Source organism: Melioribacter sulfuriphilus (assembly GCF_051488685.1).
In the GTDB taxonomy this organism is placed as follows: domain Bacteria; phylum Bacteroidota; class Ignavibacteria; order Ignavibacteriales; family Melioribacteraceae; genus Melioribacter.
The window spans coordinates 230,827-248,074 of record NZ_JBPSEH010000005.1 but is presented as its reverse complement, the minus strand read 5'-3'; the positions used below and the strand labels follow the sequence as shown (position 1 = coordinate 248,074).

Here is a 17,248-nt window from a genome sequence, read left to right as displayed (position 1 = left end):
ACTTGCTCCATACTATTGAGTGTGGAGCTTTTTTTTCCGAAAGGAAGAGAAAATTAATCGCTTAAAAAACGAGAAATCGCCATATTTAAGACAACACGCAGATAATCCTGTCAATTGGTATGCGTGGTGCGACGAAGCTTTCCGTATCGCTCAAAGGGAAGACAAGCCTGTCTTTCTTTCTATCGGTTATTCAACCTGTCATTGGTGCCATGTTATGGCTCACGAATCTTTTGAAGACGAAGAAGTAGCCGAACTTCTCAATAAACATTTTATTTCGATTAAAGTCGACAGGGAAGAACGTCCCGACATTGACTCAATTTACATGACCGCCTGCCAGTTGATTACGGGCAGGGGAGGCTGGCCTCTTTCGATTTTTCTTACACCCGATAGAAAGCCATTTTACGCCGGCACTTATTTCCCGAAGTATTCATATTACGGGAGAATCGGTTTTGTCGATCTATTGAACAGAATAATCGATTTATGGAACAAAGACAGAAGTCTGTTATTGCGTACTTCCGATGAAATATCATCAACCATTATCAAACATTTTGAATCTTCGACAAGCGAAGCCTTTGACAATTCGATTATCGACAAAGCATTCGAAACACTGAAATTGAATTTCGATGCCGAGTACGGAGGTTTCGGAACTGCTCCAAAATTTCCTGCACCTCACAACCTTCTCTTTCTTCTCGATTACAATAATCGGCAGGCAAATGAAATGGTTGAAAAAACTCTCACTGAAATGAGAAAAGGCGGAATATACGATCAAATCGGCTTTGGATTTCATCGTTATTCGACGGACAAAAAATGGTTCCTTCCTCACTTCGAAAAAATGATTTACGATCAGGCTTCATTGATCGAAGTTTACGCACTCGCTTATGCAAAAACTGGCGATAGCTTTTATGCCGATACGGTTAAAGAAGTATATGAATTTATTAAAAACGAAATGACCTCTTCTGAAGGTGCATTTTATTCGGCACTGGATGCCGACAGTGAAGGGGAAGAAGGAAAATATTATCTCTGGACTTCAGATGAAATCAAGTCGCTTTTGGGGAACGATTACGGGATTGCTCGGGAAATATTTAACTTTTCAGAGGAGGGCAATCACCGCAACGAATCGACTGGAAATCCAACGAGGAAAAATATCTTCTTCTTGCAACAAAGATCTGACATACTTCGTGTTCAATACGGAAGAGATAAAATTGAGTCCATAAGAAAAATTTTACTCGAAGCCAGGAGCAAAAGAATCAAACCTTTAAGAGACGAAAAAATTTTAACAGACTGGAATTCAATGGTTATCTCGTCGCTTGCTTTGGCGGGCTCGATTCTCGAAAATAAAGAAATGATTGCAAGCGCTGAAAAAGCTTTCGCATATTTGATAGACCATGCTTTTGTCAATAATCAATTGTATCATTATTCCGAGAATAAAATTCCCGGTTTTCTCGACGATTATGCGTATTTAATTAAAGCCGCTCTCGAACTCTACAAAACCACTCTGAACGAAGATTATCTTTTTCGAGCACTTCAAATTAACGATATACTTACGGATTTATTCGAAGACAAATCTGAAGGGGGATTTTTTTACAATCGGCCAGAAGAGAATACAATAAGATTAAAATTTGCTTACGACGGCGCAATCCCGTCGGGGAATTCGATTCAGTTGCTAAATTTAATCGAACTTTATTTTATTACAGGTAATAATAGAGAACTGGCAGTAAATTCGATTAAAGCATTTTCTTCCTCGTTAAATAAAAGTTCGATCGGGTATACATATTTTCTGCGTGGTATTATGAAATTTCATTCCAAAGATACTTCTCTTTTATTGATTTCTGGAAATAAGCCAGAGCAAAAATTTATCTCGCAGTTAAGGAAAAACTCAAACCTCTATTATCTTCATGTCGACAAAAATAACATTGAGAAAATGATTGAAAGAGCGCCATGGCTTGAGAATTACAAACTCGATTCCCAAAAGACGATCTACTATCTTTGCAAGGATTTTTCATGCACACTGCCCACCGATAATCGAGAAGAGATTTTATTGGCAATTAATCAAAAAAAATAATTTTTTAATAAAATCTGTTGAAACTGTCCCGAACGATTCTTATAATAAAATCCAAAATTTTGAGATTTTGCAAGTGCATTCGAGCAGTTCCTATATAACAACCCCATATAAGATTTTGCCGACTACCCCGCGCGGCAAAAAAGCAGAACTGCGTACAACAACGACGTCCACGCAAACGCATGTCACGACGTGCTGATTTACGGCACACAATCCAAGCTTTTTCATTAAAATTTAACAGGTGAATGAGTATGACTATATTAAAATTTGGTGGATCAAGTGTAGGTAATTCGGAAAGAATAAACAGCGTAATCGATATTCTTACGAACTATTATCTGAATAACGGGAAAAAAATTGCAGTTGTTTTTTCAGCATTTCAAGGCGTTACGGATAAGTTGATTGAGATAGCTCGCAAAGCAGATAGCAGGGACAATTCATACAAAGAAGAATTCGATTCGCTTGTAGAACTTCATTTGAAAGTAGCAGCAGATCTGAATAGAACTGAAGACTTGCCAGATATTGAAAAATTGCTCCGCAGTTTATTCGGAGAATTGAAAGAAATTTTGCACGGCGCTTATCTCGTACGCGAAGTTTCGCCTAAAACACTCGACTTTATTCAAAGCTTCGGAGAAAAATTATCGTGTTCTATTATCTCTTATACAATGCAAAAAAGGGGAATAGATTGTGAATACCTGGATGCCAGTAAATTGATAAAGACAGACGACAATTTCGGAAATGCAAAAGTAAATGAAAAAGTAACCTACAATAAAATTAAAAGATATTTTTCAAAGCACAAGAAACTGCAGATAATCACCGGCTTCATAGCATCGACAATCGATAACGAAATAACTACACTCGGTAGAGGCGGTTCCGATTACACAGCATCAATTTTCGGGGCGGCTTTGAATGCAAAAAAGATTGAGATCTGGACTGACGTCGACGGTATACTTACTGCCGACCCGCGCAAGGTCAAAGGTGCCTTTCCTCTATCCACAGTTACTTATGAAGAAGCGATGGAATTGTCCCACTTCGGCGCAAAAGTAATTTATCCTCCAACGATTTTGCCAGCTCTGAAAAAGAATATTGAAATTGTAATTAAGAATACATTCAATCCAGAATTCCCGGGTACAAGAATCATTCGACGGGAACAGAGTTCCGACATGACCGTTAAAGGAATTTCTTCAATCGACAACGTTTCATTGATTGGTATATCGGGCGGCGGTATGGTCGGGGTCACTGGTATTGCAGGCAGATTATTTACTGCACTTGCTCGCTACAATGTGAATATAATTTTAATCTCACAGGCTTCCTCCGAACATTCGATCTGTATTGCCATTCCTCCTTCGATGGGAAAAACTTCGATAAAAGCCATCGAAGAAGAATTTAAATTCGAAATTATGGAAGGCAAAATCAGTCGGCTCTCGTTAGAGGAAAATTTATCGATCATAGCTGTTGTGGGCGAAAACATGAGACGCACTCCGGGTATAGCTGGAAAAGTATTTCAGGCACTCGGCAAGAACAATATTAATATTATTGCCATTGCTCAGGGTTCTTCGGAGTTGAATATTTCGCTTATTATTGATAGGAAAGATATTTCAAAAGCACTTAATGTGCTTCATAAAAGTTTATTAAAAACTATAAAACGGTGAAAATATGAAAGAAAGTAAAATACCTGTGGCAGTATTGGGAGCTACTGGCAGCGTTGGACAAAGATTTATCGAAATGCTGGCAAATCATCCGTGGTTTGAAGTTGTTGAACTTTGCGCTTCCGATAGATCCGCCGGAAAAAAATATAAAGACGCCGTCAACTGGATTATGGCTACACCTATTCCTCCTCAAATAGAAAATATGATTGTTAAGAAATGTGAAACTGGTTTAACGGCGCGTATACTTTTTTCGGGACTCGATTCTTCAGTTGCGGGTGATATTGAAAAAATGTACGCCGAAGACGGTTGCATAGTAATTTCCAACGCGCGTAATCACCGTTTCGACAAAGACGTTCCGTTGATTATTCCCGAAATTAATCCCGAGCATATCGAACTGATTAAATCTCAAAAACATAAAGGAGCAATTGTAACAAATCCAAATTGTTCAACGATTGGGATGGCGCTTGCACTCAAACCAATTATTGATAATTTTGGGATAGAAGCCGTCAATGTGGTTACATTGCAGGCTATCTCGGGCGCAGGATATCCAGGTTTACCGAGTCTGGACATCCTCGACAATGTAGTGCCTTTTATCGGAGGCGAAGAAGAAAAAATGGAAACCGAACCGCTCAAAATTTTCGGAAAATTGAAAGATGATTCGATTGAGTATGCCAATATTAAAATTAGTGCTCAATGCAACAGAGTTGCCGTACTTGACGGTCATACAGAAAATATTCAGATTAAACTGAAAACCAAAGCCGAGCCGCAAGATATTATTGAAGTATGGAATAACTTTCGATCAGTGCCTCAGGAATTAAATTTGCCGCTGACGCCGGCAAAACCAATTATCTATTTCGAACAGTCAAACTATCCGCAACCGAGAATACACCGCAATCTGGGCGGAGGAATGTCAATTTCAGTTGGACGATTACGAAAATGCCCACTTTTTGATTATAAGTTCGTTGTCCTTTCACACAATACAGTAAGAGGTGCTGCGGGAGGCACTATTTTGATTGCCGAATTAATGAAAGCAAAAGGGTACTTCGATGAGCTCTAAGTCGATTAAAGTATTTGCTCCGGCTTCGGTTTCTAATGTTGGTCCAGGATTCGACATGATGGGTTTTGCCCTTCACAATCCCGGCGACGAGGTTACTGTAAAATTAACAGACCGCAAAGAAATACGGATAGTAAAAATCTTTGGCGACAATGGCTACCTTCCTTATGAAGTGGATAAAAATACTACAACTGGTGCCATGCTATCTTTATTGAAAAAGTACAGAATAAATGTTGGGCTGGATGTAACGATACATAAAAAGATGGGAATCGGTAGCGGATTGGGCTCGAGCGCTGCGAGCGCAGTAGCCGGCGTTTTTGCTCTAAATGAACTTCTCGAACTTAGATTATCTCTTTATGAACTTCTGGAACATGCTCTCAAAGGAGAATTTATTGCCAGTCGCAGTATTCATGCGGACAATGTTGCTCCCTGCCTTTACGGAGGATTCGTATTGATTCGAAGTTATAATCCGATTGATATAATAAAAATTGACTATCCTGAAGATCTCCATTGTTCAATTGTTTATCCCAATATAGAAATAAAAACCTGCGAGGCTCGTAAACTAATAAGTAAAAATGTTAGCATAAAAAAAGCAATTGCACAGGCAGGTAATGCCTCGGCTTTAATTGCTGGTCTAATTACATCGGATTACGATTTAATTGCCAGGTCGATTATCGATTACTTTGCCGAGCCGAAACGAGCGGCATTAATACCATGCTACGACGAAGTGAGAAATGCAGCTCTGGAAAAGGGAGCTATTAATTGTAACATTACTGGTTCTGGTCCTTCGATGTTTGCTTTTTCGAGAAGCGAGTCGCATGCGCGCGTAATTGCAAACGCAATGTTGAAAGCTGTAAAATCTGCGGGCTTCGAAGGCAAAATTTACGTATCAAAAATTAATAAAAAAGGTCCGATGGTTTTATAATGAAATTCTATAGTACAAACGACAAAAAAAATATTGTCAATTTCGAAACGGCGGTTTTGCAAGGGCTGGCAAAAGACGGTGGCCTTTTTATGCCCGTCGAAATTCCCATACTCCAGAAAGAAATGATTGATTCGATTGAAAACTATCAATTTCAGGAAATTGCCTTCAGAATTGCGGAAAAATTTGTCGGCAATGAAATAGGCGAAAGCGACCTTTCGGATATTATACAACAGGCAATCAACTTTCCAGCTCCATTAGTTAATCTAAAAGACGATTTAATGGTACTTGAACTCTTTCACGGTCCTACGCTTGCATTTAAAGATTTCGGTGCCCGCTTTATGGCTAAAACGATGGGATATTTTGTGAAGAAAAAAGGGGAAAGTCTAAATATTCTGGTGGCTACATCAGGAGATACCGGTAGTGCTGTTGCGTACGGTTTCTATGAAACTCCCGGAATTAATGTTTATATTCTTTATCCAAAAGGAAAGGTAAGTTTAATTCAGGAAAAACAATTAACAACGTTAAACAAGAACATAACAGCCCTTGAAATCGAAGGCACATTCGACGATTGCCAGCGTCTTGTGAAGAGCGCATTTATTGATAAAGAACTTGCATCGAAATTGAATTTGACTTCGGCAAATTCGATTAACATTGCTCGATTGCTGCCTCAATCCTTTTATTATTTCGAGGCTTATAAACAAATTCCCAATAAAACAATTCACTCAGTCTTTTCTGTACCCTCTGGCAATCTTGGCAATCTCACCGCCGGTTTGATTGCAAAGAAAATGGGATTACCGATTACAAAATTTATTGGTGCAGTAAATAGCAATCACGTGTTTGCCGATTTTGTCAATACCGGAATTTTCCAGCCGCATCCTTCCGTTCAAACGCTTTCAAATGCTATGGACGTCGGAAATCCGAGTAATCTTGCGCGTATACGGGAATTATACGGCAACCGACTTTCGGAAATTCAACGAGATATTCACTCCAGATCCTTTGACGACGTCCAGACACGACGGGGCATTAAAGAAGTTTACGAAAAATATGGATATATCCTCGATCCACATGGTGCGGTGGGATATATGGCGCTAAAGGACTACGAGATTGTTAGAGCGACGGCTAAATTTAATAAAGTGGTTCTCGAAACTGCACACCCTGCAAAATTCAAAGATGTAATTGAAGAGGAACTTGGAGTTGAAATTGATGTTCCTCAACGGCTTGCAACTTGTCTCGATAAACAAAAGAAAAGCATCGAACTTAGTTCCAATTACAGCGACCTGAAAGAATATTTACTTTCCACAGTTTAGTTTTGTACATAGAAGTGCGATTGATTAAAGCTGTCGAACCAAAGAATTAAATCGATAAGAGCAGGGACGGCGCTTGTATAATGAGTTCCGTTGTGAATGATAATTAAATCCACATTTGCACCGTGTGCCGAAAAGTAATCGTAAGCCAGATACGAATTTTCGACAGGTACAAAGTCGTCTTTATCGCCGTGATAAAGTCGCATTGGAGTCGAGGGGCTCCAATTTATTAAACTGTTTTCTTTCAATTTTGGTAGGAGTCGTTTCTCAGTTTTGTTTTGTATCGAAGAGAGGAATTCTGGCGCAAGCAATTGTTTGAGCTCTTTCGGGAGTGATTCATTAATCATCTCTATGTTTTTCGAGCCGTCAAAGAGTTCGTGCATGGCTGAGGCGTAAGGTTCGTTAAAAAAGTAATTCAAGTCGTTCCATTTATAAATTTTTGAATAAGCATAAATAAGGTAAGCTAAGAAAGCGGGTTGTGGATAATAATCATTTTCAAGAATTTTTGTTGCCGTTAGTTCCAGATCGTAAGCGCCTGCCATTGGCGCTGATGCTGTGATGTTAAATTCATTTCTATGGTTAAGTTCAATTTCTCTTTGAACAGCCATCGTTACGTAACCACCCTCTGAATAGCCGGCTAAAAAGAGTTTCCCATTCAGTGTTAAATTCTGAATGTATGCAAATTCTCTGGCGGCGCGTAAAAAATCGATTACCGAATTTGCAGAAGTTTGATAATGATGATAAGGATGCACAATTTCTGAAATGCCGAGTCCAAGATAATCGGGTTCGCAAGCGTAATAGCCCAACGCCGCAGCAATTAATCCTTCGAGCGCAAATAACGGGTTCACCGAGCCAACTCTTTTGCGATTTGTTTGGGTTCCGTGCTGAATGCTTATCATCGATAAATTATTAGTTCCCACAGGAATAAACACTATTCCAGAAGCCATTTCAATTTTGTTATCGTACCCAACCGTGTTATAGATTATTTTATAAACTTCGACATCATGAATACTTTTGTTCGAAGTAATATTTGATATATTGTCGTCGTCGTACTCTGAAGCAAGAGTAAGTAGCAGATCGGAATTGTATGTGGCAATTTTTTCGTAGTCGATAATTTTGCCCCGCTCAGATTCCAGAGGTCCTATAAGATCACTACCTCTTTCACATCCAAGCAGTAAAATTATCAACAAAAAGTATTTAATATTCTTTTTCACTAAATATTTATCCAGTAAGAAAATTTAACTAAGAAGATATCGTCGCCGGTTGATTTCCACAAACTTTTTATATCTCTCGAAAAGTCGAAGTTACCAGCGTAATCGTAATTAGTTTGATTGTGTGACCATACAAAATAAAATATGGAACCTGGAACAAATTCCCAGCGGAGAACCGCATTGCCTCTGAGAGATTTATAATTGAAATCGGGATTTTCAAAAGAAATTTCTTCAGCGTCTCCTTCGCCGTCAGGGTCAATATAATAAATATTTTCGGCACTGTCGTACCTGAAATGCGTATAATTTATAAAATTGTCTGTTCCTGGTTGAGCAAGTTCTTTGAACTCGCTGTATTTACCGACGGCCAAAAAAGGTTGCAGGTAAAGCTGTAGGCTTAATGTTGGGGTGAATGTCCAGTTGAGACGGATATTTGCCGAAAGCACGTCTTGTTTAATTTTACCGAAGACGTATCTTTTGTTATAAGTTGCCGTTGCAGTTGGATCGTCAAAAGCATCGATCCATTGTCGTGTTTCGTATCCGAATTTGTATTCCGGTTCGAAGATCAAATTGATTTGTGAAGTCGGCTTCCAGTCGATTTCGAGTTGAAGTTCAATCGAATTACTACCAGCGTCGTTAGCCGAATATTCATAATCAAAATCGAAGGCGATTTTATTTCTATTGTCGGTGCCGAAGGAAATATCTACCGAGTAATTAGCCGGGTCGATTGCAAGAGGTCCACCGCGTGTAAGAGTTTTTGTATATTTTTCAAAAGAATAATGGCCGCTGATTCGAATATTATGGTAATTATGAAAAGTTCCTCCGCTTCTGAACCACAAGAAATTATTGAGAAGATTGCCGTCGTAATCGAATGAGCGAGAATGAGCTGCGTAGATAAATTTTTCTCTGAAAATTTTTGCAGGTTCGTACCAGCGATAGCCAATAACAACGTGTCCATTTAATCTGTCGGCTAACCATTGAAATCCAAGGTCGTTAAATTCGAATCCTGGAGAAGCCGCACCCAATGCCATGTTGAAATAAAAATTGCCGTGTTGTTTGTTGAGCATTAATCTCCCGAAATATCCTGCAAGCGAAGTCCGTGTTGAATCGAGGCGTGAGAAAGAAGCATCCGGCCTCTGGAAATACCGATGCGGTCTTTCTTGAAGGTTTATTAGAAATTCTTTTGTACCTTCGATGTAAGAACCTGCAAATGCTCCAGATAAAACGTACTGTTTATCGTCATCGAGAAAGCTCCAGCCATCGAGTCCAATAGTGTATGCCTGTCTTGAAAGCAATTCTTTAAGGTCGTTGTCGTGTAAATCGCGGTTTACCGATGTAAACATTAAACCGAGCGATTGTTTACCCTCGTTGAATTCTCGTTTTAATCTTAATACTCCATAGTGTGTAAGGGGTTCTACTTCATATTCCGAAATATTATTTTGGGAATAAATTTTAGCAAACGTTCTTTCTGTCAAAGCCGATATTGCACCGATGGTAGTTGACTGGTTGATTTTTCCTGAAATTTTTGCGGCGCCTAAAATCCGTGTTTCGCCCGGAAAATCTGCGTAATCGTATTCATCAGGTAGATTGCCAGTAGGTGTTTTCCCGATTCTCCTGGAATAAAAAAGTTCTGGCCAACCGAAATTGAAATTCCAGTTGCTGTTCGAGCCACCGATGCCGAAGTAGAACAAGTCGGCGCCTTCAACAAAGAAAGGTCTTTTTTCGCGAAAATAAGATTCGAATGCCGATAAATTAATAACTGCGGGATCTACTTCCACCTGTCCAAAATCCGGATTGATAGTTAAATTCATGTTAAGGTTAGAGCCGATGCCAAGTTTAATGTCGGCTCCAGCGTAAGTTTTAAATTGATTCGATTTATAAAAAGGATCGCCGGCGTCGTGAACTAAGAATTGAGTCTTTTGCAATAAATAAGGGAGCACTTCAATCTTTTGTGTCGCTTTAATTCCGTTAATGCCTTCCAGAGTGGCAAAATGGGAAACGAAGCCGCTTTCATTCTTTGGTACCATTACAAAGTATGAGCGTTCGTTTTTCCTTTTTATTTCGCGCGCAAAATTCACACCCCATTTCATCTTGTTTTCTTCTTTGAATCGTAATTGTGAAAATGGGATTTTTATTTCTACTGACCAGCCGAAATCTTCTATACTTGTTTTAGCTTCCCAAATGCCATCCCATGTATCGTCGTCCCAGCTGTCGTTAAATAGAATACCGTCAATAACCGAGCCGCCGGCATTGACTGCAAAAAAGAAGCCGCTTTTTTTATCGTTGTACGGGTCTACATAAAATCCAAACCAATCAGAAAGAATATAATTGTCTTTACGCGTTAAGCTTGCATCGATTAATTCCGGATGGCTGTCGTATAGTTTCGCTGCTATGTATAAATACTCGTCGTCGTAAGCAATCCAAACTTCAGTTCGTTCCGAAGCAGGCATTCCTTCGTTAGGGTCACGTTGTGTAAAATTGTCGATTGGCAGATATTGCCATATCTGTTCGATAATTTTACCGTCCAGGTGGATTTCGGTATTCTCGAGCTTAAATGCTTTAATCGTAGGAGCTCTACAGGCTGCTTCTGTGTTAGTCGTAAGTAACTGTATTAATAAAATTAGTAATAAAGAAAACATTACCACTCCCGGTTTTCAATTTGGTGTCTTTAGACTCCTTAAATTGGTTTTCGTTGCAAAAATAATCAAAAGTAATTTTTTTTAGCATTTAAATTAAATAAATAATGAATTGAATAGCGAACGAAGTGTCTCATTATCGAATTACGACTCACAACAGGACAGAATTATTGAAAAAAGACGCGTAAAAACGAACGAAACAGAATTGGCATTCAAATTGATTCTAAAGTAACAAGGCGGCGGTTTTTCCGGCGGACTGTTTATCGGCTGGGCAGTTTGCTGAGATTGCCGCCTTTTTTATGTCCATATACCTCCCCACCATTGGTTTGTTAATTACGTCTAAAATGTTTACTTTTGCACGTTTCGAACGATTAAATTAGGTGAATTATGAAAAGAACATTTCAACCGAGTAATAGAAAAAGAAGGAATAAACACGGTTTCCGTGAAAGAATGTCCACAAAAAATGGGCGTAAAGTTTTAGCCAGAAGAAGAGCAAAAGGAAGAAAGAGACTTACAGTAAGCGACGAGCGTTAATTTTTGCCCTGTAAGCGTCCCCTCAAATTCGGGACTTCAAAGAGGTTTATTTTGAAGCAATATGGTCTTTCTGCCAAAGAAAGAATCAAAAGGAAAAAAGATTTCGAATTAGTTTATAATAAAGGAAATTTATTAATCTCTCCTTCAAAAAAGTTGAAAGTGGTCTATTACGCTGAATTTCTGGCAGACGAACCAGGTGTTAAAACAGCTTATGCGGTAGCTCGAAAAAGCGGCAATGCTGTTTGGAGAAACAGAATTAAAAGACTGATGCGCGAATCGTATCGCCTCAATAAATTTATACTGACAGAATTATGCAAGGCAAATAAAATTAAATTGCTGCTTGTGTTTGCATCTCATTCAATGAATCAGACCATAAATAAAAAAGTCAAGTTGAGCGAAATTATGCCGGAAATCGTAGATTTGATGAAAAAAGTTAAAGACAGGCTCGAATTAAAATGAAGTACTTGTTTATCTACTTAATTAAATTTTATCAGAAGGCAATTTCCCCAATGTTCCCCCCGTCGTGCCGCTTTTATCCCACTTGTTCGGAATATTCGGTTCAGGCATTTACTAAATACGGTGTAATCAAAGGGGGTATTAAATCTATCTGGAGAATATTAAGATGTAATCCGTTCAATAAAGGTGGGTACGATCCTCTCGATTAATTTTAAAGGTAAATTTTATGGACAGACAATCAACAATTGCATTCATACTTATCGGAGTTATTTTAGTAGTATGGCTCTATCTCAATTCACCCACTCCCCCTCCGGCATTACCAGAGTCAAAGGATTCAACGTTGGTAGCTAACGATACTTCAAAGGCAGGTAAGGATACTCTTCCCGCTGAAAAATCGAAAGAAGTGAAAAAGGACTCGATTGCCGAAGAAAATGAAACTCTTCCCTTTGAAACAGTACAACTTCCCGAAAAAATAATTACAATCGATACAAAACTTGCAAGAATCGAATTGACCAGCAAAGGTGCCAAGATTCGAAAATATTATCTAAAAAATTACGAAACGTGGTACCACAAAAAATATGATGAGAGCGATTTTTATAACAGACATGTTCAATTGATTAATCCTGATAACGGCGGAGATTTCAATTTGATTTTTGTTACAAAAGACGGAAAACTTGTCAATACTTCCAATCTTGATTTTTTCTCCGAGTCCAGCAACTATTTTTATAAACTCGACGAGAACGATTCACTGGTGTTGAAATATAAATTTGAAGGAACCGATGGAAAAGAAATTATAAAAACCTTCAAATTTTTTGGCAATGATTATGCTGCCGATATCGATATCGAATTTGCTAATTTTCAGGACATCATAAGCAGTTTCAGATACGACGTTGCGTGGACTAATGGAATAAACTTCACCGAAAAAAATTCTGTTGACGAAGCGCATTACACAAATGCCTCTATTTATGCCGGGGGCGAACAGGTGGTTGTCGATGCTTCCAGTCCGGATGAAAAAGTATCTAAGGATATTAACGGTAAAGTCGATTGGGCTGCAGTAAAAAGTAAATATTTTTCAATTATAATTTCGCCTGATAGTCCAAACGACGACGGTGGCGCTTACGTCGAGGGGACGCATGTGGTTAAAGGTGAAGACGTCAGGGAATATTACAACGTAAGTCTAAAGGTACCGTTCAAAAATCAAAGTTACCAGAAAGATTCGTTTAAACTTTACATTGGACCTGTAGAATACAATACACTAAAAGTATACGGCAGAAACTTCGAAGCACTTGTCGATTTCGGAAGTTTTCTGGGATTGAAAATTATAATTCGTCCCATTTCTGAATATTTTCTTTTGCCTTTGATGAAATTCCTCCATGAGTTTATTCCAAATTACGGATTCGTAATCATATTACTTTCGATAATAGTAAAATTTGCTCTGCATCCACTTACAAAGCAGAGTATGAAGTCGATGAAAAAAATGCAGCTTTTACAGCCGAAGATAAATGAGTTGAAGGAAAAGTATAAAGACGACCCGCAAAGATTACAGAAAGAAACGATGAAACTTTATTCGACCTACGGCATCAATCCAATGGGCGGATGTTTCCCGATGCTGCTTCAGATGCCTATACTTATAGCTTTGTGGAGTTTGTTTAATGTAGCCATCGACATCAGGCAGCAGCCGTTTATGCTCTGGATCGACAATCTTTCAGCGCCAGATGTTATTTTCAAATTACCCTTCAGGGTGCCTCTTTTTAATATCGACGTAGTCAGTGGCTTAGCTTTGCTGCTCGGTATAACGATGTTTATTCAACAAAAGCAGAGTGTTAAAGACCCTTCACAAAAGGCTTTGGTTTATATAATGCCCATAATGTTTACTTTGATGTTTATGGGATTCCCCTCCGGGCTCAATCTTTATTACTTTATGTTCAATTTATTGTCGATTGGACAGCAATATTATATAAATCACAAAAAAGGCGATATTGAACTGGTGCCAGTGGCCAATCCTGGTAAAAAGCAAGGATTCATGGCACGTATGCTCGAAGCAGCCGAAAAGCAGGCAAAGGCACAAAAACAGATTCAATCGAAATCCAGAAAAAGAAAAAAATAATCGACTACGAGTCGAAATGTGAAACGTCTTTTAATTACATTATTCTTTTCCTGTTTATCTCTAATTATGGCGCAGCGGAAAGACACGCTGTGCCTTGAACTTGAAAACAGATCCCTGCCATTCGGACTGGAAGAACAAATTCTTGCGAATAGACCATACGTTGGATTAGCACTCAGTGGTGGCGGGGCAAGGGCATTAACTCAAATCGGAATTTTAAAATTCCTTGAAGAAATCGATCTTCCAATCGACATGATTATGGGCACAAGTATGGGCAGTATTATCGGCGGACTCTATTCCTCTGGATATTCAATTGACGATCTCGATTCAATCGCTTCGAACACCGACTGGAATGGACTTTTTACCTCTGAAAGTTCCAACAGGAACGAACTTTTTGTCGATCAAAAAATTACTCAAGATAGGGCAATTTTATCTTTAAGACTCGAAGGCTTAAAGCCAATAATTCCAAGGTCTCTAAATTCCGGTTTGAAAGGATCGGCATTTTTAAATTTGCTTGCGTTAAATGCGCCTGTAAAATCGGATGATTTCGATAAACTGATATACAGATACAGAGCGGTTTGTACCGATCTTGTTAACGGCAGGGAAGTAATTATCGACAAAGGTTCTCTGGGACTTGCTATGCAAGCCAGTTCCAGTGTTTCGTTTCTATTACCGCCGGTTCAATTTGATTCGCTTACACTTGTCGATGGCGGTATAGTTGCCAATATTCCTGTAAAAGAAACACGACGTCTCGGTGCAGATATCGTCATTGCAGGAAATGCCGTAAGCCCGCTTTATTCGGAAAGCGAACTTAATTATCCATGGATTCTTGCCGATCAGCTAATCAGCATACCAATGCACCTGCTCAACAAAGAACAACTCGAAAATGCCGATATTGTAATTCAACCTGAACTGATGGGTGTCAGAAATACCGATTTCAAAAATATTAATGAGTTGATTCAAAAAGGTTATCTTGCCGCTAAGGAAAAGAAGGAAGAGATAACGAATCTTTATCTCAAACATTTTAAGAAAAAAATTAAAAATCCCACAGTTTATTATAATTTAAAACTACACGCGAAAGACCATATAGACAAATACTTCGATTATCAAACGATAATTGATTCTATCGACAGCAGCAGGCTGACTTTGATTTTATATCGTATAAAAAAAGATTACGGACTAAAAAAAGCAGCTTTCGAATTTGAAATAATAAACGACACAACGTATCTCAGGTTAATTAAAGATGAATATCCTCAGGTCATGAAAGTGGAATTCACTGGAGATTCTGCAGTTTCGAGATATCAATTGATGCAGATTGTTAGGAATCAGATAGGAAAACCCGCCAGCCCGAGGCAACTATTTGAAGTTGCTCTAAAAATAATCAATTACTATCGCAATGCAGGTTTCCCGATAGCAGAAATAAAAAAGGTAGATTTCGACGAACAAAGCGGTATTTTGAAATTTTTGATAGAAGAAGGCGTGATTGACGAAATAAAATTAACAGGGAAATATAGAGCAAAAAGAGAAATTATACTGCGCGAGTTCCCAATTAAACAGGGTAAGCCTTTTATTCTAAGAGAAGCCGAATTGGGTTTGATGAATTTGAGAAGTACGGACTTGTTTGAACAGATCGAATTGACAGTCGATAGAAAAGGCGAAAAAAATATCCTTTCGTTGAAAATGATTGAGCGCCCGTCGAGTATAATTCGATTTGGAATGCGTGTAGACAATGAAAACTTCACCCAGTTTTCTGTGGATGTGCGCGACGAAAATTTTAATGGTACAGGTACCGAAATTGGAGCAATAGTTTCGGGTGGGATCAGGAATCGATCGTTTATCATTGAACATAAAGCAAATCGAGTTTTCGATACTTATATGACTTACAAAGTGAGAGCAATTTATGAATTTAATGATATTAATATTTACAAAGACGATTCAACCGCAGCTTTTAATGAATTTAAACGGATAAAATCGGGTGAATACAGACAAATTTTCCTGGGTGGAACGTTCGGGATTGGAGCGCAGGTAAAAAGGTTTGGAAATTTAATGGTAGAAGCTCGTTTTCAGGAAGACAGAATTAAAAATAAATCGAACGCTGAAGATCTGACGGGTAGCACGGTTATATCTGCTCTTAGATTTTCTATTGCAGTCGATACACAAAACGATTATCCTTTCCCAACACGGGGTGTTTATCTTAAAACTTATTATGAAACAGCTCAAGCCTCGCTGGGCGGCGACGTCAGTTATACAAAAATATTTTTCGATTACAAGAATGTTTTCAGCCCTCTGCCATCGCACACATTTACATTCAAAACAACCGTTGGAGTGGGCGACAATACATTGCCCTTAACGCAACAATTTTCTCTGGGTGGACAGAACATGTTTTTCGGTTTCCGAAATGATGAATACAAAGGCAGACAAATACTAAACATTTCTGCAGAGTACAGATATAAATTGCCTGTAAAAATATTTTTCGATACCTATTTGAAACTTCGATACGATATCGGCTCGGTTTGGGAAAAGCGGGAAGCAATTAGGTACAAAGACCTGAAGCATGGATTAGGATTTACACTGTCGTTCGACACTCCGATTGGGCCGGCAGATTTTTCCGCAGGCAGGAGTTTTTTCTTTAAAGACCGATTACCTAAAAACATTCTGGTCAAGGGTGAACCTTTCTTCTATTTTACGATTGGTTATTATTACTGAGTCTTTTTCGATTTCCTTTCCTGCTCGGCTGCTTTTTCGGCAAGTGCTGTATAGCGGGCTTCGTTCTGGAAATCCTTTAATCGTTTATAATGATTAGCAAGCGATTGATATACTTTACTTTTTAGTTCAACGTTCTTAACATTTGTTTTAACTAATTCAATTATCTTTGAATTTGTCGGCAAGTCGAGGTCAAAATTATAAAGGCCGAGAAGATTTATAAGGGGTTCGTGCGCAGCTGGATTAGCGGTCATCGCTTTTTTGTAATACTCAATAGCGCTTTCGAGATACTCGTATTCGTCGGCATTATTTTCCAGAATTTTTGCAGTCCAGATTGCCAGGTCGTATTTCTTGTGATTGAAATCTCGAATCAATTTTTCGGTGTACATTTTTATTTCGTCGAGATTCAGGGTCGGATTGCCTAATAATATTTTAAATACTTCCAGATCGTCTATTCCGCATCTTACGGCTTCGGTAAATGCGTCGAATAATTCATCGGACGAACTTGAATATCTAAAAGTGGACTCGAGTTTTTTTATCAATTCTTTTTTCATCTCTTTTCAGAAAATTATTTGACTCTGGCACTTTTATTCATCACACCAGAGAAAAAAGTTTCATT

Annotated in this window: 13 protein-coding genes; 10 read left to right on the top strand and 3 right to left on the bottom strand. The window is 38.6% G+C overall.

All coding sequences use genetic code 11. The features are described 5' to 3' along the window. Positions 1-19: 19 nt before the first annotated feature. From ACSSV9_RS08835 to thrC, 5 genes are all read left to right on the top strand, one after another. Positions 20-2,062, top strand: coding sequence for a thioredoxin domain-containing protein (locus tag ACSSV9_RS08835; protein ID WP_437346885.1), 2,043 nt, complete (start codon positions 20-22; stop codon positions 2,060-2,062). 248 nt (positions 2,063-2,310) lie between these two features. After that, positions 2,311-3,708: an aspartate kinase gene (locus ACSSV9_RS08830; RefSeq protein ID WP_437346884.1), complete on the top strand. Its 1,398-nt coding sequence runs from the start codon at positions 2,311-2,313 to the stop codon at positions 3,706-3,708. A 4-nt stretch (positions 3,709-3,712) separates the two neighbouring features. After that, complete coding sequence (gene asd / locus ACSSV9_RS08825; RefSeq protein ID WP_437346883.1) at positions 3,713-4,762, top strand: aspartate-semialdehyde dehydrogenase; 1,050 nt, start codon at positions 3,713-3,715, stop codon at positions 4,760-4,762. Further along, positions 4,752-5,684, top strand: a complete 933-nt coding sequence (locus ACSSV9_RS08820) for a homoserine kinase (protein ID WP_437346882.1) — start codon at positions 4,752-4,754, stop codon at positions 5,682-5,684. Before asd ends, ACSSV9_RS08820 begins: the two co-directional genes overlap by 11 nt. Continuing rightward, entirely contained in the window at positions 5,684-6,991 is a 1,308-nt protein-coding gene (thrC, locus tag ACSSV9_RS08815; RefSeq protein WP_437346881.1) for a threonine synthase, read from the top strand. The genes ACSSV9_RS08820 and thrC overlap by 1 nt, the downstream gene beginning before the upstream one ends. On the opposite strand, the gene ACSSV9_RS08810 is transcribed toward thrC, so the two are convergent. Together ACSSV9_RS08810 and ACSSV9_RS08805 are read right to left on the bottom strand one after the other, a co-directional pair. Further along, entirely contained in the window at positions 6,988-8,202 is a 1,215-nt protein-coding gene (locus ACSSV9_RS08810) for a lipase family protein (RefSeq protein WP_437346880.1), read from the bottom strand. The two genes, thrC and ACSSV9_RS08810, sit on opposite strands and share 4 nt — an antisense overlap. After that, complete coding sequence (locus ACSSV9_RS08805; RefSeq protein ID WP_437346879.1) at positions 8,202-10,835, bottom strand: DUF5916 domain-containing protein; 2,634 nt, start codon at positions 10,833-10,835, stop codon at positions 8,202-8,204. Before ACSSV9_RS08805 ends, ACSSV9_RS08810 begins: the two co-directional genes overlap by 1 nt. A 384-nt stretch (positions 10,836-11,219) precedes the next feature. Between ACSSV9_RS08805 and rpmH the strand changes: the two genes are divergently transcribed. The 5 genes from rpmH to ACSSV9_RS08780 are packed head-to-tail and all read left to right on the top strand — an operon-like array spanning position 11,220 to position 16,632. Beyond that, positions 11,220-11,366, top strand: coding sequence for a 50S ribosomal protein L34 (gene rpmH, locus ACSSV9_RS08800; protein WP_437346878.1), 147 nt, complete (start codon positions 11,220-11,222; stop codon positions 11,364-11,366). Between the two features lie 51 nt (positions 11,367-11,417). Continuing rightward, the gene (locus ACSSV9_RS08795; protein ID WP_437346877.1) at positions 11,418-11,825 is read left to right on the top strand and encodes a ribonuclease P protein component; all 408 of its coding nucleotides are present in this window, start codon (positions 11,418-11,420) and stop codon (positions 11,823-11,825) included. Beyond that, complete coding sequence (gene yidD / locus ACSSV9_RS08790; protein ID WP_437346876.1) at positions 11,822-12,031, top strand: membrane protein insertion efficiency factor YidD; 210 nt, start codon at positions 11,822-11,824, stop codon at positions 12,029-12,031. The genes ACSSV9_RS08795 and yidD overlap by 4 nt, the downstream gene beginning before the upstream one ends. A 17-nt stretch (positions 12,032-12,048) precedes the next feature. Further along, entirely contained in the window at positions 12,049-13,929 is a 1,881-nt protein-coding gene (yidC, locus tag ACSSV9_RS08785; protein WP_437346875.1) for a membrane protein insertase YidC, read from the top strand. Between the two features lie 18 nt (positions 13,930-13,947). After that, positions 13,948-16,632 (top strand): patatin-like phospholipase family protein, encoded by a 2,685-nt coding sequence (locus ACSSV9_RS08780; RefSeq protein ID WP_437346874.1) that lies wholly within the window; start codon positions 13,948-13,950, stop codon positions 16,630-16,632. Here ACSSV9_RS08780 and ACSSV9_RS08775 read toward each other — a convergent pair. Beyond that, positions 16,626-17,183, bottom strand: coding sequence for a hypothetical protein (locus ACSSV9_RS08775; protein ID WP_437346873.1), 558 nt, complete (start codon positions 17,181-17,183; stop codon positions 16,626-16,628). The genes ACSSV9_RS08780 and ACSSV9_RS08775 overlap by 7 nt on opposite strands. Between the last annotated feature and the right edge of the window lie 65 nt (positions 17,184-17,248).

Coding starts and splice junctions, on each gene's coding strand:
- thrC (WP_437346881.1), top strand. CDS start 5,684: ATGAAATTCTATAGTACAAACGACAAAAAAAATATTGTCAATTTCGAA.
- asd (WP_437346883.1), top strand. CDS start 3,713: ATGAAAGAAAGTAAAATACCTGTGGCAGTATTGGGAGCTACTGGCAGC.
- ACSSV9_RS08820 (WP_437346882.1), top strand. CDS start 4,752: ATGAGCTCTAAGTCGATTAAAGTATTTGCTCCGGCTTCGGTTTCTAAT.
- yidD (WP_437346876.1), top strand. CDS start 11,822: ATGAAGTACTTGTTTATCTACTTAATTAAATTTTATCAGAAGGCAATT.
- rpmH (WP_437346878.1), top strand. CDS start 11,220: ATGAAAAGAACATTTCAACCGAGTAATAGAAAAAGAAGGAATAAACAC.
- yidC (WP_437346875.1), top strand. CDS start 12,049: ATGGACAGACAATCAACAATTGCATTCATACTTATCGGAGTTATTTTA.
- ACSSV9_RS08805 (WP_437346879.1), bottom strand. CDS start 10,835: ATGTTTTCTTTATTACTAATTTTATTAATACAGTTACTTACGACTAAC.
- ACSSV9_RS08775 (WP_437346873.1), bottom strand. CDS start 17,183: ATGAAAAAAGAATTGATAAAAAAACTCGAGTCCACTTTTAGATATTCA.
- ACSSV9_RS08830 (WP_437346884.1), top strand. CDS start 2,311: ATGACTATATTAAAATTTGGTGGATCAAGTGTAGGTAATTCGGAAAGA.